Below are 22,832 nucleotides of genomic sequence, written 5' to 3' on the forward strand. Positions count from 1 at the left end.
AAACGAGAACGGTATAATGAACGTGTAAGTTTCTTTATAATAAATACCATTTTCCAAATAGGAAATAAGTGGAGGGTCTTAATGAAAAAAGTAGCGAATTTAATGAAACTAAAGGAAAGCGGTGTGATCGCTGTTGTACGTGGCGCTTCAAAAGAAGAAGCACTACAAGCAAGTAAAGCGATCGTTGCAGGGGGGATCACCGGCATTGAGTTGACTTTTACAGTGCCTCAAGCGGCGGATGTAATCGCTGAATTAGTAGCAATCTTCAAAGAGAATCCAGAGGTAGTTGTTGGTGCGGGGACCGTTCTTGATGCAGTGACCGCCCGCTTAGCGATCATGGCAGGAGCAGAATATGTCGTCAGCCCAACCTTTGATCAAGAAACGGCTGAATTATGTAATTTATATCAAATCCCGTATCTGCCTGGTTGCATGACCATTTCAGAAATGAAGGACGCCTTAAAAGCAGGCGCAGATATCATTAAACTATTCCCGGGTAGTGCGTATGGACCAAGTATCATCTCGGCCTTCAAAGCGCCATTGCCACAATTAAACATTATGCCGACCGGTGGTGTCAGCTTAGACAACATGCAAGAATGGTTTGCAGCGGGTGTTGTAGCCGTTGGTGTAGGGGGGAATTTGTTAGCGCCAGCAGCAAGTGGGGATTTTGACAAAGTAACAGAAGTAGCGAAACAATATGCGGCAAAATTAAAAGAGATTCGAGGAAAGTAAGATGGCAAACATTCTGACACTAGGAGAAATCATGTTGCGTCTATCGACAACGTTAGGCGAACGAATCGCCCATAGTTCGATGTTTGCTGCCCATTATGGCGGTGGAGAAGCCAATGTTGCGATCTCCTTAGCGAATTTTGGTCATCGCGTTTCTTTTGCTAGTAAAGTGCCTGAGAATGCTTTAGGAGATGCCGTTTTTCATCATTTACGAAGCTATGGCGTCGATTGTCGCCACGTGCTTCGTGGCGGTTCCCGACTAGGTACTTACTATATTGAAACCGGTATCGGGGAACGAGCAGCGCGAGTGGTTTATGATCGCGCAGGCTCTAGCTTTGCTCAAATGAAAGAAAATGAGTGGCAATCTGACCTTTTTGATGGGGTTGATATTGTTCACCTTTCAGGGATCACGCCCGCTCTTTCAACGACTTGGAAGACACTTTTGCTGACGTTGATCAAAGAAGCGAAAGCAGCTGGTTGTAAAATCAGTTTCGATATCAATTATCGTGGAAAGCTGTGGACGACCGCTGAAGCACGCGTCTTTTTGCAAGAAGTGCTCCCCTATGTCGATTATTGCTCGGCAGGACAGTTAGATGCCCAAGTCTTTATGGATGTATCAGCTCCAACAGAGGAAGTCGAAGATGACTACTATTATCAAGAAATGCATCGGAAATACCCAAATATCCAGCTCTTTTATTCAACTAGTCGTCAGGTGCTCTCAGCAAGTCACAATCAATTGACAGGAAGCCTATGGCATAACGGCAATTATGTCGTTTCTGCTACCCATGAGATCAATCCAATCGTTGATCGCGTCGGAGGTGGCGATGCCTTTTCAGCTGGTATCCTACATGGTCTTGTCACGAAGAAACAAGACCAAGAAATCATTGATTTTGCAACTGCCGCATCTGCTTTGAAACATACGATCCATGGCGACTGTAATCAGTTTAGCGCCAATGAGATACAAGAATTTATTGCAACAGGTTCAGGAAAAATTATCCGATAGGAGGAATAAAACATGCAACACATGGAAACACGCTATACCCATAGTCCACTTGATATTCGTCACTATAGTACCGAGGAATTACGCAGAGAATTTTTGGTAGAGAAAATTTTCACACCAGGACAAATCATGCTGACCTATACCCACAATGATCGGATGATCTTTGGCGGAGTGACACCGACAGAAGAAGCGTTAGAAGTGCAATTAAGCAGCGAATTAGGGGTGGAATACTTCTTAGAACGTCGCGAATTAGGCGTCATCAATATTGGAGGACCTGGTGCGATCACGATCGATGGCCAAAAAGAACCAATGAAAAAACAAGACGGTTACTATATCGGCAAGGAAACCAAACAAGTTTTGTTCCACTCAGATGATCCAGCAAATCCAGCGAAATTCTATCTATCTTGCGTGCCAGCACATAAGAAATACCCAAATGTAAAAATCAGTATCGATCAAGTCACACCAATGGAGACTGGCGAAGGCTTGACATTAAATGAACGGAAAATTTATCAATATATTCACCCAAACGTTTGCGAAAGCTGTCAATTACAAATGGGGTATACGATCTTAGAACCAGGCAGTGCTTGGAATACGATGCCAAGTCATACCCATGAACGTCGGATGGAAGCATATGTGTATTTTGATTTTGCCAACGAAGACACAAAAGTGTTCCATATGATGGGCAAACCAGATGAAACGAAGCATTTAGTCGTTAGTGGAGAACAAGCCGTTATTTCTCCAAGCTGGTCGATCCATTCGGGTGTTGGAACAAGTAACTACTCCTTTATCTGGGCAATGTGTGGCGAAAATATCACCTATACCGACATGGATATGGTGGCAATGGACGACTTAAAATAAAAAGAAAGAGGGTTTATCAATTATGGATTTTTCAATGGATCAATTTCGTTTAGATGGTAAGATAGCCTTAGTGACAGGAGCTGTCTATGGGATCGGTTTTACGATCGCTCGTTCATTAGCAGCAGCAGGAGCAACGATCGTTTTTAACAACTTGGATCAAGAATCAGTGGATAAAGGATTAGCAAACTATCGTGAAGCAGGGATCGAAGCCCACGGCTATGTCTGTGATGTAACGGATGAAAAAGCAGTCAACGAAATGGTCAAGCAGATCGAAGAAGAAGTTGGCGTGATCGATATCTTAGTCAATAATGCTGGGATCATCAAACGAATCCCGATGTTGGAGATGTCTGCTGAAGACTTCCGCCAAGTCGTTGACGTGGACTTGAACGCTCCATTTATCGTTTCAAAAGCAGTCTTACCGTCAATGATCAAAAAAGGACATGGAAAAATCATCAACATTTGCTCAATGATGAGTGAATTGGGAAGAGAAACGGTAGCTGGATACGCAGCGGCTAAAGGCGGCTTGAAAATGTTGACGAAAAACATTTGTGCCGAATTTGGTTCAGCAAACATCCAATGTAATGGGATCGGACCTGGTTATATTGCAACACCGCAAACTGCACCATTACGAGAGATCCAACCAGACGGTTCTCGTCACCCCTTTGATCAATTTATCGTAGCGAAAACACCTGCTGCCCGTTGGGGTGAGCCAGAAGATTTAGCAGGACCAACTGTTTTCTTAGCTTCTGAGGCATCAAACTTTGTCAATGGCCATGTCTTATATGTAGACGGCGGTATCTTGGCGTATATCGGGAAACAACCTGAATAAAACAATCGTAAGGAGGCAGAATTCTTTTTGAATTGCTGTCTCCTTTGTTGTAGACTGTAAGGGCTACAAGAAGATAATAGAACACGTAGCAAAGAAGAATAAAGACTATTGTAAAAAGTTTTGAATAGAGGGGAAAAGATGTCAAAAGAAAGAGTTTTGACTGTTTTGAAGGAGCATACGAATCAAGTTGAAAAAATTGCACCAAGTGAGACCTTAACGACAGAAGGGATTTCCGAAAAAGTCGGTATTCAAAGAAATACCACGAGCCAATACTTGAACGAATTAGTAAAAGAAGAACGGGTCCTTAAGATTCGTAGTAGACCGGCAATCTTTTATGACAAAACAGTTTTTTCTGAACGCTTTTTTACACCAAAACAGACCGTCTACGATACCTATGAAGAGCTTCTAAATGAAACAAAAAATCAAGAGCAGGGAAATGATGTTTTTTCGACATTGATCGGAAATCGTTCAAGTTTGCAGCGAGTGATTGATCAAATCAAAGCTGCCTCATTTTATCCCGACACAGGACTGCCAATCATGCTTCATGGAGAAACCGGTGTTGGTAAGAGTTTACTCGCAAAAAAGATGCATGAATTTTGCGTTGAAAAAAAGCTCATTGGAGAAACTGCCCCCTTTTTAGAATTAAATTGTGCGCAGTACTATCATAATCAAGAGTTATTGAGTAGTATCTTATTTGGCTATAAAAAAGGTGCATTCACTGGAGCAAACGAAGAACAAGTAGGCCTTTTGGAAGCTGCTGACGGGGGAATCTTATTTTTAGATGAATGCCATCGTTTACCAGCAGAAAGCCAAGAGAAATTATTTACCTTTATGGATAATCAAACCTTTTCGAGAATAGGTGAAAGTAATAATACCAGAAAAGCGCAGGTCCGTTTGATTTTTGCAACAACGGACAAAAAAAGAAATTTCTGAATATATGTATACGTTTTTGATTCATGAAAGTCAAAAATTTGCAAAAGAAATCGTCATTACGTCATGGGTCTTGAATCGGTTGTTGTATTTAAATTATCGCGACAATGTCGGTGAATTGAAAAACTTGATCAAGATCATCTGTGCAAATGCGTATAGTCGTCAAAAAAATCACCCCTATGTTTTGATCAATTCCGAGTCAATCGAAAATAGTTTGTTGTCTCGATTTCTTTCTTTGAAAGAAATCGATAATCTAGAAAACAAAGATATCCACATCACACCCCAAAGCCAAGCCGGTGATTTCGTGCACCTAGAAACAGCGGATAGTACGATCATTCATGCAATCTTTAAAGTTTTTGAGAAATTGTTTCAGCAATATGAAAGCGGTGGAATCACTGAAGATTATTTAGTCAAACAGCTTTCTAGAGAAGCCAGCACAGTCGTGGAGATGTTGGTTTACGAGGATGCAGAAGAAAAACCAACCTTGAAGTTATTGCGTAATACAGTCAAGGAACTAGTAAATTTCTTAGAAGCTAGTTTTTTTATTAAAATTCGTGGCAACTCGATTATCGCCCTGACAAGTTATTTGTATAAACGGAATAATTTTATTTTCAATATTCCCAAAATTGACGAAAAGACCATTGATTCGATCGAATCGTTTATGAATGTGCATTTATTGATGGAATCAAAGCTCCTCAATTCTTTATTGGAATTAGTAGAGACAAAGCTTGATGTTACTTTGATGAGAATGGAGAAAATCTTACTGGCTTTTTACTTCAAAGGATTAGGTTTAGAAAGTCAACAAGACGCGATCCGAGGCGTCATTTTGGCCCACGGATTTTCCACTGCTAGCAGTATCGCTGATGTCGTGAATCGTTTTATGAAGGAACACATTTTTGATGCCTTTGATATGCCTTTTAATGTCAGCGTGGATAAAGTCAAAGAATTTATGACGCATTATATAAAAGCCAATGATTGCTCAAAAGGATTGATCGTTTTAGCGGACATGGGTTCACTTATGTTCTTAGCAGATACGTTAGAACCATTGTTAGATGGGCCATTATTGATTATCAATAACGTCACGACACAGCAAGCATTATTCGTGGGTGAAATGATGCAAAATAATTACGACCTTAAGATTATTGGCGATAAAATCAAGGAAGGTCTCTCGATCGAATACAAAGTTACTTATCCGAGAAAGCAAAAGCAGCCACTGCTGATCACTGTTTGTCAGACTGGTCTTGGAACAGCACAGCAGCTGCAATCATTTTTGAAAGCGAGTATCCCTGAAGAAACGAAGTTTGAGATCGAAGCGGTAGATTACCATTACTTGAAAAAGTATGGAAAGAAGAATGGTCTATTTCAACAATATGATGTGCAAGGAATCGTGGGAACAGCTGATCCAGAAATTGATGGTGTCCCATACATCGCTTTAGAAGACTTGATTTCTGGTAAAGGACAAGAAATCATTGATGATATTTTTGTTCTTGTCAAAGATCCGGCCATTCGTAAAGCGATCAATGACAATCTTGTGCGAAATCTATCGATCGAACGGCTGCTTTCGGCGGTGACGATCTTAGATGTCAATAAAGTCATTTCCTATATTGACCAAGGATTTGTTAGTTTGGAGCGGTACTTACAGCTTCAATTATCCAACAGTAAAAAAGCGATATTATATGTACATATCGCAAGCTTAGTAGAACGTCTGATCCGAAATCAAGAAGTCCCAATTTATCAAGGAGATCCGAGCAAGTTTATGGAAGAAAAAGCAACTATCGCCAAAGCATTAGAGGGCTTAGAGGTGGCTTACAATATCAAAATCAGCGAATACGAGCTAAATTATCTCTGTGAGATTATTTTCGACTGATAAAAATTCTTCTTCGACACTAAAACAATCCATTCCGACAGATGATCAAGTGTTTCGTTTTCACTTTTTTTGCTGGAAAGAATGGATTTTTTTTGTTTTTAAACTAGGAACAATTTTTTATATCAGTAAATAGAAAGCCTTTTATGATAGCGTTTTTATTTATTCTTGTGAGAAGATGAGCGAAATATTTGTTATCGCCAGAAACTTGGCACAGAAATTGCTTGTTAGTAATACGACAAAACAAAAAATGGAGGAAACAATATGATCTCAATGATAAGAATCGATGACCGTCTTGTGCATGGTCAAGTAGCTGTGAAATGGTCGAAGGAGTTGGGGATTAGTCGCATCGTCGTCGTTAGTGATAGTATCGCACAAAACGAAATTCAAGTAAGTGCGTTAAAAATGGCAGGGCCTTCAGGGGTGAAAGTTGCAGTGCTCTCATTAGAAAAAGCGATTGCTATTTTGAATGATCCACGCTCGGAACAATTAAAAATCTTAGTTGTTACAAATGAACCGAAATATGTCGCTGGTCTTGTGCCAAAACTTAAAGAGAAACCAATGTTGAATATGGCAAATTATGGACGGATCGGCGGTAGTCTGTCAGACAAAGAAAAAATCACAGAGACTGTCTATTTATCAGAAGAAGACAAAGAAACACTGAAAGAGATCTTTGATGCTGGGTATGATTTTAGCTATCAACCGTTACCAGATGATACCCCACAATCTTTGAAATCATTAATAGGAGGTTAAACTTATGTTAGTCAATGCGTTAATCGTTGGATTTGTCGTCGCTTTAGCAAAATTTTTGGATTGGTGGGGGTCCACTCAGCTAGCTAGACCTATTTTTATCGTTGCCTTATTAGGAATGCTTCTCGGTCATCCGACCGAAGGAATTATTATGGGTGCTCAGCTGGAATTGATTTTCTTAGGAAATGTTAGTTTAGGAGGCGTTATGCCTTCGGATATTACTTTAGGATCCATTTTTGGTGCTGCATTTGCCATGATCGTTGGTTCGGATTTAAATGTAGCGATCGCACTAGCTGTACCGATCTCCATGTTAGGTACCTTGCTATATTCCGTTATGAAGATGGTTGTCACTTCATTAGTTCCTCGATTTGAAAAACATATTAAGGATCACAATTATCGAGCATTCAGCCGGTTATGGCATATTCAGTTTTGGGGATTTGAACTGTGCTATTTCTTATTAGGTTTTGTCGTTATCCTTTTGTGCCGATGCAGTAAAAACGTTTGTTGACTGGTTACCCGAGTGGGTTCAAAGTTCTATGACCGTCGCTTCAACCATGTTACCAGCAATTGGTCTTGCTCTGCTACTAAAAATGCTATGGCAAAAATCTTTGGCTCCCTATTACTTTTTAGGATTTGCTTTAGGTGCATTCTTTTTCTATCAACGTGCGACCGAAGTCAAAGATGGTGTGATCACAACCCAATCAAGTAGTATCTTGTCTTTAGTACAGATTGCATTTATCGGATTTATCGTTGCAGCATTAGTTGTGATGGCAGAGTTGAGAGCAGCGAAGAATCCAGCTGTCAGCAGTGGTCCAACTGTATCGACCGCAAGTGAAGACGAAGGAGATGACTTTTTCAATGACTAAAAATGATATGCTTAAATTAAACAAAGAAGAACGAAAAATCGTTTCGAAAATGTTCTGGAGAAACCAATATTTAATGTTTTGTACAAGTTATACAAAGCAACAAGGAATTACCTATGGGTGGTTAATGGCACCTTTTTTACAAAAAGTATATGGAAAAGATACCGATGAGTTTTATGAAGCAATGAATCGTAATTTGGATTTCTATAACACCACACCTGCAATGAATGGCTTTATCTCTGCTTTAGGGTTATCGATGGAAGAAGAGAATAAGGCAATGAAAGACAAAGGAGAGTTTTTTGATGCTACTTCGATCTCTGCATTAAAAACTTCTTTGATGGGTCCATTAGCTGGAATCGGTGATGCGATTTATCTTTCTGTCTTACGAGTCATTGCAACCGGGATCGCATTAGGGCTCAGTGAACAAGGAAACATTTTAGGACCGATCTTGTTCTTATTAGTCGTAAATGTACCAAACATGCTGATTCGTTGGTTTACAACGGTGTTAGGCTATAAAGCAGGCGTCAGTTCATCTCAGAGGCACTCAAATCAGGTACCTTTGCGGCAATTACAAAAGGTTCTGCAGTGTTAGGATTGATCATGACGGGAGCAATGACGGCTCAATTTGTAACGTTTAGAACAACTTTTGTTGCAGAATTGTCAGGAACGACCTTCAACCTGCAAAATGTGTTTGACTCGATCATGCCAGGTTTATTACCGTTAGCGATCACTATGGGTTGCTTTGCCTACTTGCGTAAACACAATCGTCCTGTTTTAGCATTAGTCGTGATGTTTTTAGCATCAGTCGTTTTGACGATTCTAGGTATTGCAGGATAAGTTGATAGAGAACTTTTCTGGTTGATTCAGAGAAGTTCTCTTAGCTTTTGATCGACATAAATACGTTTGGTCCTCGTTCGAGACAGTTGCAGGCATCATTTTCGAAAAGGAAAAACAAACAGTTCGCCACTTTCGACAGAAAGTTGGCATACATATTGCTTATAACTAAGCGAATAGCAAAATCGAACAAGGAGTGAACAAAGTGAAGAAAAAATATTTTTTGATCTCACATAACGAATTAGCCAATGGCTTGAAAAAAGCATTAGAAATGATTATCGGCACTCAGGAAAATTTATATGCCTTTGGACTGATGCCAGGAGGCCATCCAGATTTGATCACCAATCAAATCGAAGCGCTGATCGATGAGGAAACACAAGTTGTTATTCTAGGTGATATTGCTGGTGGCAGTGTTTGTAATTCAGCCATGCGTTTGACCCAGCAACCGAACGTCGTATTAGTTACCGGTATGAATCTCCCTCTTGCTATGGAAATTATAGTTAGTCAAAGCACATCAGAACAGCAGATCGCAGCAATTATTGAAGAGGTGCGCAAGGGGATGACTGTTCAAAACTTACGTCCTTCTATCAAAGAATCAATCGAGGATTTCTTTTAATGATGATTTCTAAAAAAGACTTGCAGATGTGGATGGAAAGGATGTTGCCCAACGATCACTCATATCTGGCACAAAGCGGTAGCAGCTATACCAAAGAAATTCGATCGTTTGAAGCAATAATGAGGAGTTTTTGGGGGATTTTCCCAGCGTATGGTGACCAACCTCAGAAGCTCAAGACATTCGACACTGTCCAAGATTTTATTGATTGTGTCGAAGAAGGAAATTTGCCTAAACTCTCAACAGAAAATCGCCAGATTGCAGTGGAATTAGGTGTATTAGGTTTTATATTGGGTCGTTATCCATCCTCCTTCTTTCAACTATTTTCGAACAAAGGTAAAAAAGAACTCCTCGCATGGTTATATCAAATCAACGAGATTGATCTGCCCAAGGGCAATTGGTTTTTCTTTTTGCTATTGGTCAATCTTGGGTTGAAGAAAAATAATAGTCCTTATTCTCAAGAAAAAATAGAGGAAGCATTGGCAATAATTGAAGAATGTTATTTAGGTGAAGGATGGTACTCAGATGGGGTCAATCGCCAAAGAGATTATTATGTTGCTTTTGCTTTTCACTTTTATGGGTTACTGATCGATTATTGCTTTCCTGAAGAGATCAAAACGCGCTACAAAAAGCGAGCCATCATTTTTGCAGAATCGTTTAAACACTGGTTTGACGCAGAGGGTCGATCGATTCCTTTTGGTCGTAGTTTGACCTATCGTTTTGCACATTGTTCGTTTTGGAGTGCGCTTTTGCTTACAGAGGCCTATCGAGAAACGAGTTTGTCTGTGTCCGAAATAAAAGGACTAATGGAAAAAAATATTTCTGATTGGCAAAAAAGACCTATCGTTTTACCTAAAGAACAAAACCTCTCGATCGGATATGGATACAATCAGCAATTATTATCGGAAGATTACAATGCCCCCGGGTCACCTATGTGGGCATTTAAAACCTTTGTTGTGCTCGCACTCCCTGAAGAGCATGAGTTTTGGCAGGCGATCAGCGCCATGAACATCCAACGAAGAGATAAAACTGTTCAAGCACATGCTGGATTTCATATCAATCACGACTTACATCAGACAACCGCGTTAAGTAGTTTGCAATGTAGCAATAATCCACTTTTGTACCATCATTTTGAAAAGTACAGCAAGTTTGCTTATTCAAGCTATTTTGGCTTTAATGTCACGCGGGATATCCAAGGAATCGAGCAATTTGCAATCGATTCGACGTTAGCAGTTTCAATACCCGGTCATCAGCAGTATATGACCCGTGGGAAAATTGAAAAAACAAAGATGTATGATTCCTATGGGGTTAGTTTTTGGCATGTCTGGCAAGAGGTTTCGATCACGACGTATTTGGTTCCAATCGATGCTGCCAATCATATCCGCATCCATGAGATTCATACAAACCAACCGTTGGAAGTGGTTGAAGGTGGTTTTCCTTTGGCAAATTGGAACCGCAAATACAATCAGGCGATCATTCAGGAGAATTCTTGCGCTATTGAAAACGAACAAGGGGAATCGATCATTCGTAATCTTGGTGATGTGCGAACTGCCAGAGTGATTCCTCAAGGACCTAACACCAATATTTATTCTAGTGAAAAAAATGCAGTTCCGACGTTAACGACTGTGATCGAAGCTGGGCGGACTGTTTTGGTTGCGCATATCATTGGTCAAAAAACCAAGCAGCTGCTTCCAAAAGTTACTTTTCATGAAACGAATAATGCGTTTCAACTTAGGGGAAACGTTGATTTAACAATTAAAAAGGAGCGATTTGCGAAATGAATGATGAAATCAAACAATGGGCACTAAAAATTTTTGAAAAAATCGACCACAAATTAGAAGTACAAGTAGCGCGGGTGGGGGAAAAAATCCCGTACATTCCTAATGAGATGACAGGTTTATATGAAGAAGATAAAGGTGTAACAGATCCCGTGTGGTGGACCAATGGGTTTTGGGCTGGGATGTTGTGGCAGATGTATCACGCAACTGGGAAAACAGCCTATAAAGAAACAGCAGAAATAAATGAAGTTCGGTTGGATAAAGCTTTCGATCAATACACCGGACTGCATCATGATGTTGGGTTTATGTGGCTGCATACAGCGGTCGCTAATTACCGTTTGACGGAAAATGAGCGTTCAAAAGCAAGAGGATTACATGCTGCACATCTATTAGCGGGTCGCTACAATCCAAGAGGAGGTTTTATTCGCTCTTGGAATCGCGATCGTTCCGGTTGGGTCATTATTGATTCGATGCTAAATATTCCCTTGTTGTATTGGGCAGAAGAAGCAATCGGTGATCCACGTTTTCGTTATATGGCAGAAGACCATGCCGACAAAGTAATGAATCACATCGTTCGACCAGATGGTTCAGTCAATCATATCGGTGTATTTGATCCAACAAACGGTGAACTAGTTGAAACACCAGCCGGACAAGGCTATGCCTCAGGTTCTGCTTGGTCTCGTGGCCAATCGTGGGCAATCTATGGATTTGCATTAAGTTATCTGCATACGGGGAAAAAGGAATATTTAGAAACAGCCAAAAAAGTTGCTCACTATTTTATTGCGGAAGTCTCGAAAACAGACTGGGTACCAGTTGTTGATTTTCGTTCACCTAAAAATCCCGTGATGATCGATACTTCTGCTGGATTATGTGCTGCCTGTGGCCTATTGGAAATCGCAAAACACGTAGACGATTTAGAAAAAGATCTTTACACAGATGCGGCGATCAATATTTTAAAAGCGACAGAGGCCAACTATGCGATTTGGGATGAGGAAAAAGACGGTTTGATTGATTGCGCAACAGGCAGTTATCACGATGAACCGTGGTCAGAAGTGCCGATCATTTACAGTGATTATTATTTTGTCGAAGCGATTTTACGCTTGCTAGATAAAGATTTTTTGATTTGGTAAAAGGAGCGACCAATGAACTGTTCAGGCAAAGAAACGATCACGCTTACAACAAAGCACAGCCAACTCAGCTTTATAGTTACAGAGAATGGCTATCTAACTTTGGCTTATTTTGGAAAAAAACTACCTAAAAGTGATCTATCCTATGTGATCATGGAGATTCCAAGGGCAAGCTATCTGGCTGATACCGACAGTATTGAAAACTTTAAGCTGGAACAGCTACCTGTAGGCTATCCTGCATTTGGCAATTCTGATCTAAGAAGTCCAGCTCATCAAGAAATTTACGTTGACGGCAGCCGTCTTTCGGATTTTAGATACGTTGATCATTCATTTAGTAAAATCAAACAGCCGCTTAATGGATTGCCTTACGCAAATACTGAAAGGCTTGATTATCTAATTATTGAATTAAGCGATCGTTATACAGGAGTGAGTCTCCACCTAAAGATCACTGCGTTTCAGGAGCAAGATGTCTTTACACAATCGGTCACCTTTAGTAATCCTTCAGATCAGGAGGTCGTATTGACCAAAGCGATGTCTCTCAATCTTGACTTTTTAACGGATGATTTTGAGTTATTACTTTTATCAGGGGCTTGGGGTAGAGAAATGCATCTTTCAAGACGCAAACTTGTCCAGGGGCTGCAGGGAATCGATAGTAAACGTGGGGCGAGTGGTCATGGACAAAATCCTTTTATAGCGTTAGTTTCCCCAGATACCACAGAAGCAGCTGGTGCGGTCATCGCTTGTCAATTAATGTACAGTGGGAATTTTGTTGCAAGCGCCGAGGTCGACATGCATCAAAACACCCGGATGCAAATCGGGATCAATCCTTTCGACTTTAGTTGGACATTAGCTCCGAGTGAATCATTTGATACGCCAGAAGCGATTTTCTTGTATGCAGATGGTTTGAATCAAATGAGTCAGAAATTTCATGCTTTTTATGAGGACTGTGTCGTACCTCGTGCTTTTAAAAACAAAGAGCGTCCGATTTTATTGAATAATTGGGAGGCAACCTATTTTGACTTTGATCAAGAACGCATTTTGCGATTAGCTAATGAGGGCGCTAAAATCGGTATCGAATGCTTTGTTTTAGATGATGGTTGGTTTGGTAAGCGAGAAAATGAACGAACGTCGTTAGGTGACTGGACACCAAATCAAGAAAAATTGGGGGGCAGTTTGCAACAACTGATTTCGGCCATCAAAGAGCTAGGACTCGATTTCGGTTTATGGATCGAACCAGAGATGGTATCGAAAAAAAGCCTTCTCTACCAGCAGCATCCCGAATGGATCGTACGTGTACCAAATCGTCGACCACAGCAAGTCCGATATCAGTATGTTTTAGACTTGTCTTTAAATGAAGTCAAAAAATATTTGATTGAACAGATAACCTGGTTGTTAGACACCCATGAGATCAATTATTTGAAATGGGATATGAATCGCAATATCACTGACAGCTTTTCTAGTGGATTGAAAAAAGAACATCAGCAAGAATTTTCTCATCGCTATATTTTAGGCTTATATCATGTCTTAGAAACGATCACTAAGCGATTTCCTAATGTTTTGATAGAAAGCTGTGCTGGAGGTGGCGGTCGTTTTGATCCGGGCATGCTATATTACACGCCTCAAATCTGGACAAGTGATGACTCTGATGCCATCGCAAGATTAGAAATCCAAAAAGGGACCTCACTGCTTTATCCGCCCAGCACGATGGGCTGCCATGTCACAGCATCGCCGAATCACCAAGTAGGCAGAGTGACCTCCCTTCACACACGAGCACTTGTGGCTCAACAAGGCAATTTTGGATATGAATTGAATCTTTTAGCATTATCTGAAGCAGAAAAAGATTGTTTGGCACAGCAGATCAAGCAGTACAAGCTAGAAAGGCAAACACTCCAATTTGGTCAACAGACGAGACTCGCTGTCTATGATTCACAAAATGAATACGCATGGCAAAAACAGAACTTAATGACGAGTGAAGTGATCGTTACTCATATCAATATTTTAAATAAACCAAACACAGTTCCAAAGCGCTTAAAGCTGAAATCCTTAAAGAATGACCAACTATATCAAGTCAATGACACGGTACGATCCGGCGCTGAGTTGATGGAAATCGGACTAATGATTCCCAAACCGTCGGAAGATTTTTTTGCAACAAGATGGAAAATTATGCCGATAAAGGAGACATAATATGCTGACACTAAAACTAATTGATCATGAAGGGCACACGATCGAGGAACATACCCACTCAGAAGAAGTTTATCTTGCATTTAAAGATCGGACTTATCAAGCCGGTGAGAAAATTATGCTTACAACGACGAAAGCGCCACTATTCGTCTGGCTGCAAGTGGATGAGGCACTTGCACCAAGTCTGGTTTATTTGAAAGAAAGTGAATGGATTTTTCCAATCATTACAGAAGACACGCTACGGCGAGCGTATTCGCCTAAATTATTTTCAGGAAAACGCCATTATCTACACGCCTGGTTAGCAAAAGAATACGAAATCAACGCCTATCGAAATTTGGCAGTGAATGCCCATGATCAAAAGAATCATAGTGGCGCCTATCCTCATGCTTATGCCAATGTTGAAACTAGAAATGATTCGACATTTTTTGCAAGAAATGCGATCGATGGCATGATCGCCAACGAGAACCACGGGTCTTTTCCATATCAATCATGGGGTATCAATCAACAAGCGGATGCGCAATTGACGATCGATTTTGGTCGCAACGTTGAGATCGACAAAATCGCTTTGGTTCTTAGAGGAGACTATCCTCATGATAGTTACTGGACGCAAGTGACACTCGAATTTTCCAACGGACAACAAGAAATCCTGAAACCAACGAATCAACTCGATCGTCAATATTTCAGCTTTACCAAAATCCGTACTTCCTCAATTTTATTAAAGGAATTGATTAAGCATCATGATGAATCACCCTTTCCAGCGCTAACACAAATTGAAATTTATGGCACTGAATGTCACCAGGAGGAAAGCAAATGATAGAAAATCCAATTCTTAGAGGATTTAATCCTGACGCCAGTGTAGTCAAAGTCGGATCTGATTATTATCTAGCAACCTCAACGTTTGAATGGATGCCCGGTGTTGAAATCTATCATTCATCTGATTTAGTAAATTGGACGCTAGTTGCTCGGCCGTTACAAGGCGAGACCACTGTTAGCTTAGTAGGCAATCTAAATTCCGGTAGTATTTGGGCGCCACACTTAAGCTACTCCGAAGGGCAATTTTGGTTGTTGATCACTGATGTGAAAACAGGAACGGCATTCAAAGACACACTGAATTATGTGCTGTCGGCAAAAGAAATTACTGGACCTTGGAGTGAACCTGTCTTTGTCACTGCCAGTGGATTTGATCCGGCATTTTTTCATGATGATGATGGAAAACATTATCTAATGAGTATGCTTTTTGACCATCGTTTGGAAAAGAAACGGTTTGCTGGTCTTGTGATGCAGGAATTCGATTTAGCTACAAAATCTTTGGTGGGGGAAAGAAAAAAATTCTTTGAAGGAACAGATCTGGGGGTCTGTGAGGGGCCACAGATCCTAAAAAAAGATGGTTGGTATTATTTACTAGCAGCTGCTGGTGGAACCGATTATAGTCACGCTGCGACAGTATGTCGAGCAAAACAGGTGATGGGTCCATATGAGCTTTCACCGTATCATCCTTTTTTAACAACTAAAAATGATCCGAAAAATCCGTTACAAAAAAGTGGTCATGCTTCTTTTGTTCAAGTATCGGCTGATGAATGGTATATCGTTCACATTTGTGCACGCCCATTGACGGAGCGTGGCTATTGTCCATTAGGTCGGGAAACCGCCCTTCAAAAAATAGAATGGATCGATGGCTGGCCTCGTTTAGCTACTGGTACCTCTGCGCCAGAACGTTTGATTGATGAACCAAGTATCGCAAAAGAAGTCATTCAAAAAAAAGACCATAGTTCTCGGACAGATTTTGATGAGCCGACTTTGCCAAGTTACTTTAAAAGTCTTCGACAGCCAATTGGCAGCCAGTGCTCACTTTCAGAAAGAAAAGGGTATTTACGTCTTTACGGTCAACAAAGTATAACGAGTTTGCATCGTCAGACGTTGATTGCCAGACGTTGGCAGCATTTTGCCTTTCGCGTAGAAACCAAAATGGAATTTGAACCACAGTCGTTTCAACAATTAGCAGGTTTGACCTTATTTTTTGATACAGATAATTGGCATTACCTGCATGTTTCCTACGATGAGGAAACCAAAGAAAAATATATCCAATTAGAAACAGATGCGATCAATCAGTTTCAATATGCTTCAGAACGATTAGTTATCCAACCGAATCTTGCCATTCATTTAGCAGTGGAAGTGGATCATGAATGGGCACAGTTTTCATATGCTGTCGGGGATGAACCATGGCAAATGATTGGTGATCCGGTCTCAGCTGCCCAATTAAGTAGTGATTTTATCAAAGAAAACGGGAAACTAGCTTTTACCGGTGCAATGGTAGGTATCTGTGCACAAGACATGGATAATCATCGATCCTACGCAGATTTTGATTTCTTTACTTACACGGAAAGCCATTCGTGAGAGGGCGTAAAGTGAATCAGCCATTTTAGAAACTAAGACAACTTATGTTGCGAATGAATACGGAAGTGGAAAAGACGTGCCTTTGCCTGCAGTGTTTTGGGGTGAAGGAGTCATCAAGACCCACGCAGGGGAGAGAATTCCTATTAATCAACTGCCACGAGTGACAGAAGGTATCAAACAATCCCCATATGAGAACCGAGATTACTTTGGCGGTCCTATCGAATTTGGAACCCAAGTGATCCAATCCGCTTTGCCAGCCACGCCAATTGCAGAAGCGATTTCTGGAATGATAACGATCGATCTCAGCGGCGTTGATGCAGCATCATTAGAGATTGTGATAGGTGGCGATTATCCGTTAGGAGATGAATCCGATCATCGGCGAGTAGTTGGTATTCGCAAAGAGGGACGAACAGCCCAGTTTGCAACGATTCTCGAGCAGTACGATCAAGAAAGCAAAGTTGAGTCGGCAACGATTTCAGAAAACACCTTGACTGTAAGGCTAAAAGATGGACGTAAAGATGAATTGAATGTAGCCGATTGGCATTTAGAACAAGCACAATTGCGTTTTAGATCTGGAAAAGCATAAATAGCTTTTTTGTGAAAAGAGACAAGACATAGCTGATAACGTTGGTCGATTATTTTGACTATTTTTTAAAAAAAGGAGGCAGAAAATGGGGATCGCAAAAGTTTGGTTTTTGTTGCTTGGTAGTCTGTTTCTTAGTATTTTAAGTGTTCAAGTAGGATTTGCTAGCGAAAGAGAGGAAATCATCATTGTTGATGATGCGTTTGTCTCAAACTTTAATGGTCAACATGGAGAAGTGATGAAAGAACGAAACAGAGAAAAATTAATTGTAGGAAAATTAAGAGAAGCTTATATGAAATTAGCTATCAGTGATTTGACAGACATAGAAACGATCAAACAGATCCAATTGGAAATGGTGACTACTCATGGCGGCAACCAGTTGTTTTTCCAAGAGGCTTCCAATGAATTGACTAGTGGAGGACAAGCCGGGAGTCAGTGGGATTCTGATACGATCACTTACGACAACAAGCCTAGCGTATTGAAGGATACGAAAACGTATGAAGTCACGCTGCCAAATGGAGAGGCAGTAGTTACGTTAGATATCACTGATTTGATCAAAGAAGCCAAAGCTGCGAATCGTCAAGAAGTGACCATCCACTTTTATACAGAAAAAAGTCTTGATGAATCGATTGCTGCATCCGAACTTTTTTCAATTCGTTCGACAAGAGCGCCCTATGTCAAGATTATACGGACAACTGATGAAGTACCCCAAACCATAGAGGGACATAAGATTGGTAATTATTTCACCAACGCTTCATTACCAGTGAAGTACATGAAAATCAAAACTGATTCGGGGAGTTACTTTGCCGTTAGGGAAAATGGGGCAATTTACACAGTAGGGAATGAACAAGAAGCAGAGACGTTTGCTTTGTATGTGGCAGAACCGATCCACAAAATAACTGGTTCTTTAAAACCGACAGCTCAAATTCAATCAACCACCACTGGTAAATTTCTGACCTTTCAAAACTATTTTTCAGAATCAGATGAACAAAAAAACTATTATCAAAAGAAAGACGAACGCTTTTTATTCAACTTTACCGCCGCATCCGTCAATGATAATGAACGGTTATCCATTCATTATTATCCTGAGTCAAACCTTTATACGATCGCTTCAGATCTAGATACTTTACGAGACGAACCCTCCGTTACTCATTGGTTTTTACATTGGCAGGAAGGAAGCTTAACTGCTAGTCGACAACAAAATCGACCAGCGTACTTTGTTTTTGAAGAAACTGAGTTCTCAGGAGCGCTGATTGTTGACCATGAAATACGTGCAAATCAAGTGTTTGTTCGATGGTTGCCGATCACAAGTGATGATCTGCCAGATGATTATCAATTAAATGTTTCAGCTAAAGTTCAGAAAACAAGCGACTATTTTCAAGCTGTTTTCCCAGTAGCGGATTTGCCTGAAAGCATCGAAGTTACTTATCAGCAGGCAACGTATACGGTAAAAGGAGTAAGTGAAGCTAGATCCTTTACCCATCCAGGTATCCAACTGACCACTGAACATCTCGATCAGATGAAACAACGAATCGCTGAGAAAAAAGAACCCTGGTATAGTGATTATTTAAAACTTAAACAAGGGGTCTCCAATGATCAAAGTGCATTGACATTTATAGATACGCCTTTAGAAGGAGTGGGACGCGGTGCTCCAGAAGGTCATGGCAATATCGGCAAATTTGAAAGCGCCAGCAATGCTGCGTACTTTTTAGCCCTACAATGGGTCATCACAGAAGAGGATGACTATGCACAAAAAGCTACAGAAATCATTAATGGCTGGTCGCAAACCTTAAAGGTGATTGATGGCCGTGATCGCATTTTGGGCGCTGCGATCAGTAGTTCGAAATTAATAGAAGCAGCAGAGATACTTGCGCATTATCAAGGTGGTTATTCTGGATATACTGCCGAAGATATCAGCCAAACACAAGAAATGCTAATTAATACTGTGTATCCAGTAATTGAAGATCTAGGGGTTCCGATGTTAGCAAACGGCAACTGGGATACGGCGGCTATGAATGCGATGATGGCGATTGGTCTTTTTACAGATAGTCAACCGATCGTTGAGCGGGCGATCAATCTGTATCAGTCGATTCATATCAATGGATCGATTGCTGTCTATGTTAGTGATACGGGGCAATCGGTTGAAAGTGGACGTGACCAAGCACATGCTCAGTTAGGGATCAGCTATTTGGCATCTGTGGCTGAAGCCGCTGCGAATCAAGGGATCGATCTTTATTCATTACATGATTATCGCTTAGTGAAAGCCTTTGAATGGGCTGCCAAGTACAATTTATTTGAAGAGGTACCATTCACCCCCCTCATGAACGTTTTCCAAAACCCGAATCGAGGGTATTGGACCCGGCTAGATAGTGAACGCATCAATCGCGGAGAGTTGCGTCCAATATATGAACAAGTGGCAGCACGCTTTCACGATAGTCCCGTTGATACGACCTGGACAAGCAAAGCTGCTGCAGCAATGCGCGCCCAAGGGTACATCCATAATGATCATTTGAATTTTTCAACGTTGACTTTTTACAATGGCCCGATTTATGAGACTGCGCCAAGCTTAACTTTGCGAATAAGAACACGCTTAGAACCTTGGTATGAAAGAACCTTAACCAAAGTAGGCGACGAGTATGTTTATGAGACACGAAATTCTTATTTATCCACTAACGATGAAAGTCTTCTACAAATCAGTAAAAAATATGTTGAAGCTGATCTTTTCCAACTAATACCTCTGGATGGAGGGAAGGTTGCACTGTGGAACCAATCGGCAAACTGTTACTTGTCAATTACAGATGAAAAAAATGCTGCGGGTGATCAGTTGATCAAAGCAAATCAAACAGAAATTACTGAAAGCGAGACGTTTTCTGTCATGGGAACGGGACGAGGATTTGTTTTTCTGACCGCTCCGTTTTATGAGGATCGAATCATAAAAATCGATCTTTCAGCAGTTGCAAAAGAGCAAGACCCTGAATTGACACTCGTCTTAGGACAAAAACAAACAACTGATGCAAATGCACTTGCAGAAGAAGAAAAATTGCTTTTTTATTACGATTTCTAAATAAAAGAACAAAAAACATTTGTATCCACCTTGAACAAGTTCCGTTAAAACGGACCAAAGGTGGACAAATGTTTTTTTATTGATGATTTTCTTTCAAAATCTGATAGATAAGCTTCTTTAGTGCCTCATTGCCTAATTGCTGTGGTAACGGGGCGGAAAGATTCATTTGACTAGAATTTAGGTTGGTTTGCGCATTTTCTGCTCGATAGTCAGAAGGGGTTAAGCCATTTTTCTGTTTAAAGGTCCTCATAAAATGCTTTGCATCGGAAAAGAAAGCTTGATCAGCTACTTCATTGACCGATAAATTGGTTGTTGCTAAAAGTGTTTTTGCATAATCAATTTTGATGTTTACCATATACTCTTTGATACCAATTCCCTGTTCCTTTTTGAACAGCCTGCTAAGATAATTGGGATTCAAGCCAAAATGGTTAGCAATATCAGATAAGTGGAGTTCACTTGTAAGGTTGACCCGAATCCACTCGGCAATCAATGCAGTTTTTTTGACATGATTTTTCGCGGTATGTGCCAATTGATTTAGGTAATCATCACAAAGAGCGATCAGTAATAAGGTTAAAGAAAAATCATTCCCCCGTTGTGTGTATTGTTGTCTTTTTCCGTTTGTAAGCAATTGATTAAGCAAAACAACGATTCGTTCGGGATACTTTAACTGGAAACGTTGTGGGAGAAAGATAAAATTATTTAGCTCTGTTGGCATCGTTAGTGTTGCTAGATCCTGTAGGCCTTTTTGTAACATAGGCTCTTTTAAAGAAATCGTTTGGTAAGAAGCAATGAAATGTAGCCAGTAAAAATGAACTTCATGTTCAATTGTAGCAGCAGCTTTGATTTTCGCATATGGCGGTATCAAAAAGCATTCGTTTTCTTTGATCAATACCTCTTTTTCGTTGATGGTCAAGGAAACATCGTTTTTTATTGGCAAGATAAGTTCAAAATTTTCGGAATGATGGGTTTCTTTGTGGCGCCATGTTTGATTATTATTGTTCGAAAACAACCCACTCCATAAATTGAAAATTGGTAGATTTAAATGAATCTGATAGATCATTCGATACTCCTTCATAGCAAAGACATTAGAAAGGTAACTTTCTGACACCAATTATATCGTTTTTTCAGTTATTCAACAATTAGATCCGCATTATAATTGAATTGTATTCATTTTTGAGAAATGATTGGGTGGAAAAAAATGATTATTGGACAGGAGGAAATGAAAAATGGAAGACCAAAGGAACACGTTTATTATCACTGATTACGGGGTGTCAACAAATTCAGAAAAAAATCAAACAAAGGCGATTCAATCATGCATCGATGCTTGTCGAAAGGCTGGAGGAGGAGAAGTAATCATACCAGAGGGGGACTATTTGATTGGCTCTTTACGTCTTTATTCAAATATCACCTTACGTTTAAAATCTGGGGCAATCTTAAGGGGAAGCCAAAACTTAGCGGACTATTGTGATTTTCAAGTACCAAGTACGATCAACTACTTGCAGGATGAATACTACAAAAAAATTTGGCATTTACCTGAGTATTATTTTTATGCCATGATCACGGCTTTTAAAGAAGAAAATGTGAAGATCATCGGGGAACCTGGATCGTTGATCGATGGTCAAGATACTTTCGACGAAAATGGAGAAGAAGGCTTTCGTGGACCGATGGGGATCATCCTTTCCCAAATCACGGGGGTTCAATTAGCTGGTTATTGTTTTAAAAATAGTGCTAACTGGAGTCATACGATCGATGGCTGTCAAAATGTCCAAATAAACAATGTAACCATCGAAGCGGGGCATGACGGATTCAATTTACATCATTCCACCAACATTTATGTCAGTGATTGTCATTTAGCTTGTGGAGATGACTGCTTTGCTGGGTATGACATTGAGCAGCTGATGGTAGAAGATTGTTTTTTAAATACAGCTTGCAACGCAATGAGGATCGGTGGCGATACGATTACCTTTAAAAACTGTAGGTTTCAAGGTCCAGGGCGTTATCCTCACCTTTCAGAAAATACGTATTATACCCATGCCATTTTTAAATACTATGCGATTGAGGCAGATACGATTCAAAAAGATGCCCAAAACATTCGCTTAATTGATAGTAAAATCGCTGACGCAGATAAGTTTCTTGTTTACGAGTATGGCGAAAAGAAACTAATGCAAAATAATCGACCTTTGCGCCAGTTATTGATAGAGAATTGCTCGATTTCTGGGATTCGCAAGACATCAAACTTTTTTGGGAACGGTGAACAGGTCCGATTACAATTTAAGAATCTCAAGATTGATTATACAGGGGAAGCTTGTTTTCTTCGGGTGGACGAAAGTGTTCAACTGGAACTTCAACAAGTGGAATTTTTGAATCCGACGAAGATTGAAATTGGGAAAAACCAGGTGATTGAATTGCAAGGACTTATTACGCAGAGCTTTTTTTAA

The 22,832-nt window shown here is 40.3% G+C and carries 17 protein-coding genes and 2 pseudogenes; 18 read left to right on the plus strand and 1 reads right to left on the minus strand.

The window, feature by feature from the left end; translation table 11 throughout:
- Positions 1-81 precede the first annotated feature (81 nt).
- From CXM95_RS07040 to CXM95_RS07125, 17 genes and pseudogenes are all read left to right on the plus strand, one after another.
- Positions 82-729 (plus strand): bifunctional 4-hydroxy-2-oxoglutarate aldolase/2-dehydro-3-deoxy-phosphogluconate aldolase, encoded by a 648-nt coding sequence (locus CXM95_RS07040; protein ID WP_008381543.1) that lies wholly within the window; start codon positions 82-84, stop codon positions 727-729.
- A gap of 1 nt (position 730) precedes the next feature.
- A complete protein-coding gene (locus CXM95_RS07045) occupies positions 731-1,729 on the plus strand; it encodes a sugar kinase (protein WP_086372809.1) in 999 nt (332 codons plus the stop codon).
- 12 nt (positions 1,730-1,741) lie between these two features.
- Positions 1,742-2,584 carry a 5-dehydro-4-deoxy-D-glucuronate isomerase gene (kduI, locus tag CXM95_RS07050; protein WP_008381541.1) on the plus strand — a complete coding sequence of 281 codons (843 nt, stop codon included), beginning with the start codon at positions 1,742-1,744 and terminating at the stop codon, positions 2,582-2,584.
- Positions 2,585-2,606: 22 nt separating this feature from the next.
- Positions 2,607-3,413 carry a gluconate 5-dehydrogenase gene (locus tag CXM95_RS07055; protein WP_005229917.1) on the plus strand — a complete coding sequence of 269 codons (807 nt, stop codon included), beginning with the start codon at positions 2,607-2,609 and terminating at the stop codon, positions 3,411-3,413.
- Between the two features lie 138 nt (positions 3,414-3,551).
- On the plus strand, positions 3,552-4,346 hold the full coding sequence (locus CXM95_RS07060) for a sigma 54-interacting transcriptional regulator (RefSeq protein ID WP_101698932.1): 795 nt from the start codon (positions 3,552-3,554) through the stop codon (positions 4,344-4,346).
- Positions 4,347-4,350: 4 nt separating this feature from the next.
- A complete protein-coding gene (locus tag CXM95_RS07065; protein ID WP_158297426.1) occupies positions 4,351-6,210 on the plus strand; it encodes a PRD domain-containing protein in 1,860 nt (619 codons plus the stop codon).
- Between the two features lie 261 nt (positions 6,211-6,471).
- A complete protein-coding gene (locus CXM95_RS07070) occupies positions 6,472-6,960 on the plus strand; it encodes a PTS system mannose/fructose/N-acetylgalactosamine-transporter subunit IIB (RefSeq protein ID WP_016621199.1) in 489 nt (162 codons plus the stop codon).
- Between the two features lie 4 nt (positions 6,961-6,964).
- Positions 6,965-7,823, plus strand: a pseudogene (locus tag CXM95_RS18955) (PTS mannose/fructose/sorbose/N-acetylgalactosamine transporter subunit IIC).
- Between the two features lie 73 nt (positions 7,824-7,896).
- Positions 7,897-8,657 (plus strand): annotated as a pseudogene (locus CXM95_RS07085) (PTS system mannose/fructose/sorbose family transporter subunit IID).
- Between the two features lie 202 nt (positions 8,658-8,859).
- Complete coding sequence (locus CXM95_RS07090; RefSeq protein ID WP_158297427.1) at positions 8,860-9,270, plus strand: PTS sugar transporter subunit IIA; 411 nt, start codon at positions 8,860-8,862, stop codon at positions 9,268-9,270.
- The gene (locus CXM95_RS07095) at positions 9,270-11,048 is read left to right on the plus strand and encodes a DUF2264 domain-containing protein (RefSeq protein ID WP_016621195.1); all 1,779 of its coding nucleotides are present in this window, start codon (positions 9,270-9,272) and stop codon (positions 11,046-11,048) included. The genes CXM95_RS07090 and CXM95_RS07095 overlap by 1 nt, the downstream gene beginning before the upstream one ends.
- Positions 11,045-12,175 (plus strand): glycoside hydrolase family 88 protein, encoded by a 1,131-nt coding sequence (locus tag CXM95_RS07100; protein WP_016621194.1) that lies wholly within the window; start codon positions 11,045-11,047, stop codon positions 12,173-12,175. Before CXM95_RS07095 ends, CXM95_RS07100 begins: the two co-directional genes overlap by 4 nt.
- A 12-nt stretch (positions 12,176-12,187) precedes the next feature.
- A complete protein-coding gene (locus CXM95_RS07105) occupies positions 12,188-14,356 on the plus strand; it encodes an alpha-galactosidase (protein ID WP_016621193.1) in 2,169 nt (722 codons plus the stop codon).
- Between the two features lies 1 nt (position 14,357).
- On the plus strand, positions 14,358-15,167 hold the full coding sequence (locus tag CXM95_RS07110; protein ID WP_016621192.1) for a hypothetical protein: 810 nt from the start codon (positions 14,358-14,360) through the stop codon (positions 15,165-15,167).
- Entirely contained in the window at positions 15,164-16,747 is a 1,584-nt protein-coding gene (locus CXM95_RS07115; RefSeq protein WP_086372811.1) for a glycoside hydrolase family 43 protein, read from the plus strand. The genes CXM95_RS07110 and CXM95_RS07115 overlap by 4 nt, the downstream gene beginning before the upstream one ends.
- A 76-nt stretch (positions 16,748-16,823) precedes the next feature.
- Positions 16,824-17,333 carry a hypothetical protein gene (locus tag CXM95_RS07120; protein WP_101698937.1) on the plus strand — a complete coding sequence of 170 codons (510 nt, stop codon included), beginning with the start codon at positions 16,824-16,826 and terminating at the stop codon, positions 17,331-17,333.
- Between the two features lie 85 nt (positions 17,334-17,418).
- The gene (locus tag CXM95_RS07125; RefSeq protein WP_052533185.1) at positions 17,419-20,394 is read left to right on the plus strand and encodes an alginate lyase family protein; all 2,976 of its coding nucleotides are present in this window, start codon (positions 17,419-17,421) and stop codon (positions 20,392-20,394) included.
- A gap of 76 nt (positions 20,395-20,470) precedes the next feature.
- Here CXM95_RS07125 and CXM95_RS07130 read toward each other — a convergent pair whose 3' ends face one another.
- Positions 20,471-21,454, minus strand: a complete 984-nt coding sequence (locus tag CXM95_RS07130; protein ID WP_042890401.1) for an AraC family transcriptional regulator — start codon at positions 21,452-21,454, stop codon at positions 20,471-20,473.
- Positions 21,455-21,620: 166 nt separating this feature from the next.
- Between CXM95_RS07130 and CXM95_RS07135 the strand changes: the two genes are divergently transcribed.
- Complete coding sequence (locus tag CXM95_RS07135) at positions 21,621-22,832, plus strand: glycoside hydrolase family 28 protein (RefSeq protein ID WP_016621187.1); 1,212 nt, start codon at positions 21,621-21,623, stop codon at positions 22,830-22,832.

It is taken from the genome of Enterococcus sp. CR-Ec1 (assembly GCF_002850555.1).
In the GTDB taxonomy this organism is placed as follows: Bacteria; Bacillota; Bacilli; order Lactobacillales; family Enterococcaceae; genus Enterococcus_D; species Enterococcus_D entomosocium.

Coding starts and splice junctions, on each gene's coding strand:
- CXM95_RS07040 (WP_008381543.1), top strand. CDS start 82: ATGAAAAAAGTAGCGAATTTAATGAAACTAAAGGAAAGCGGTGTGATC.
- CXM95_RS07045 (WP_086372809.1), top strand. CDS start 731: ATGGCAAACATTCTGACACTAGGAGAAATCATGTTGCGTCTATCGACA.
- kduI (WP_008381541.1), top strand. CDS start 1,742: ATGCAACACATGGAAACACGCTATACCCATAGTCCACTTGATATTCGT.
- CXM95_RS07055 (WP_005229917.1), top strand. CDS start 2,607: ATGGATTTTTCAATGGATCAATTTCGTTTAGATGGTAAGATAGCCTTA.
- CXM95_RS07060 (WP_101698932.1), top strand. CDS start 3,552: ATGTCAAAAGAAAGAGTTTTGACTGTTTTGAAGGAGCATACGAATCAA.
- CXM95_RS07065 (WP_158297426.1), top strand. CDS start 4,351: ATGTATACGTTTTTGATTCATGAAAGTCAAAAATTTGCAAAAGAAATC.
- CXM95_RS07070 (WP_016621199.1), top strand. CDS start 6,472: ATGATCTCAATGATAAGAATCGATGACCGTCTTGTGCATGGTCAAGTA.
- CXM95_RS07095 (WP_016621195.1), top strand. CDS start 9,270: ATGATGATTTCTAAAAAAGACTTGCAGATGTGGATGGAAAGGATGTTG.
- CXM95_RS07100 (WP_016621194.1), top strand. CDS start 11,045: ATGAATGATGAAATCAAACAATGGGCACTAAAAATTTTTGAAAAAATC.
- CXM95_RS07105 (WP_016621193.1), top strand. CDS start 12,188: ATGAACTGTTCAGGCAAAGAAACGATCACGCTTACAACAAAGCACAGC.
- CXM95_RS07110 (WP_016621192.1), top strand. CDS start 14,358: ATGCTGACACTAAAACTAATTGATCATGAAGGGCACACGATCGAGGAA.
- CXM95_RS07115 (WP_086372811.1), top strand. CDS start 15,164: ATGATAGAAAATCCAATTCTTAGAGGATTTAATCCTGACGCCAGTGTA.
- CXM95_RS07125 (WP_052533185.1), top strand. CDS start 17,419: ATGGGGATCGCAAAAGTTTGGTTTTTGTTGCTTGGTAGTCTGTTTCTT.
- CXM95_RS07130 (WP_042890401.1), bottom strand. CDS start 21,454: ATGATCTATCAGATTCATTTAAATCTACCAATTTTCAATTTATGGAGT.
- CXM95_RS07135 (WP_016621187.1), top strand. CDS start 21,621: ATGGAAGACCAAAGGAACACGTTTATTATCACTGATTACGGGGTGTCA.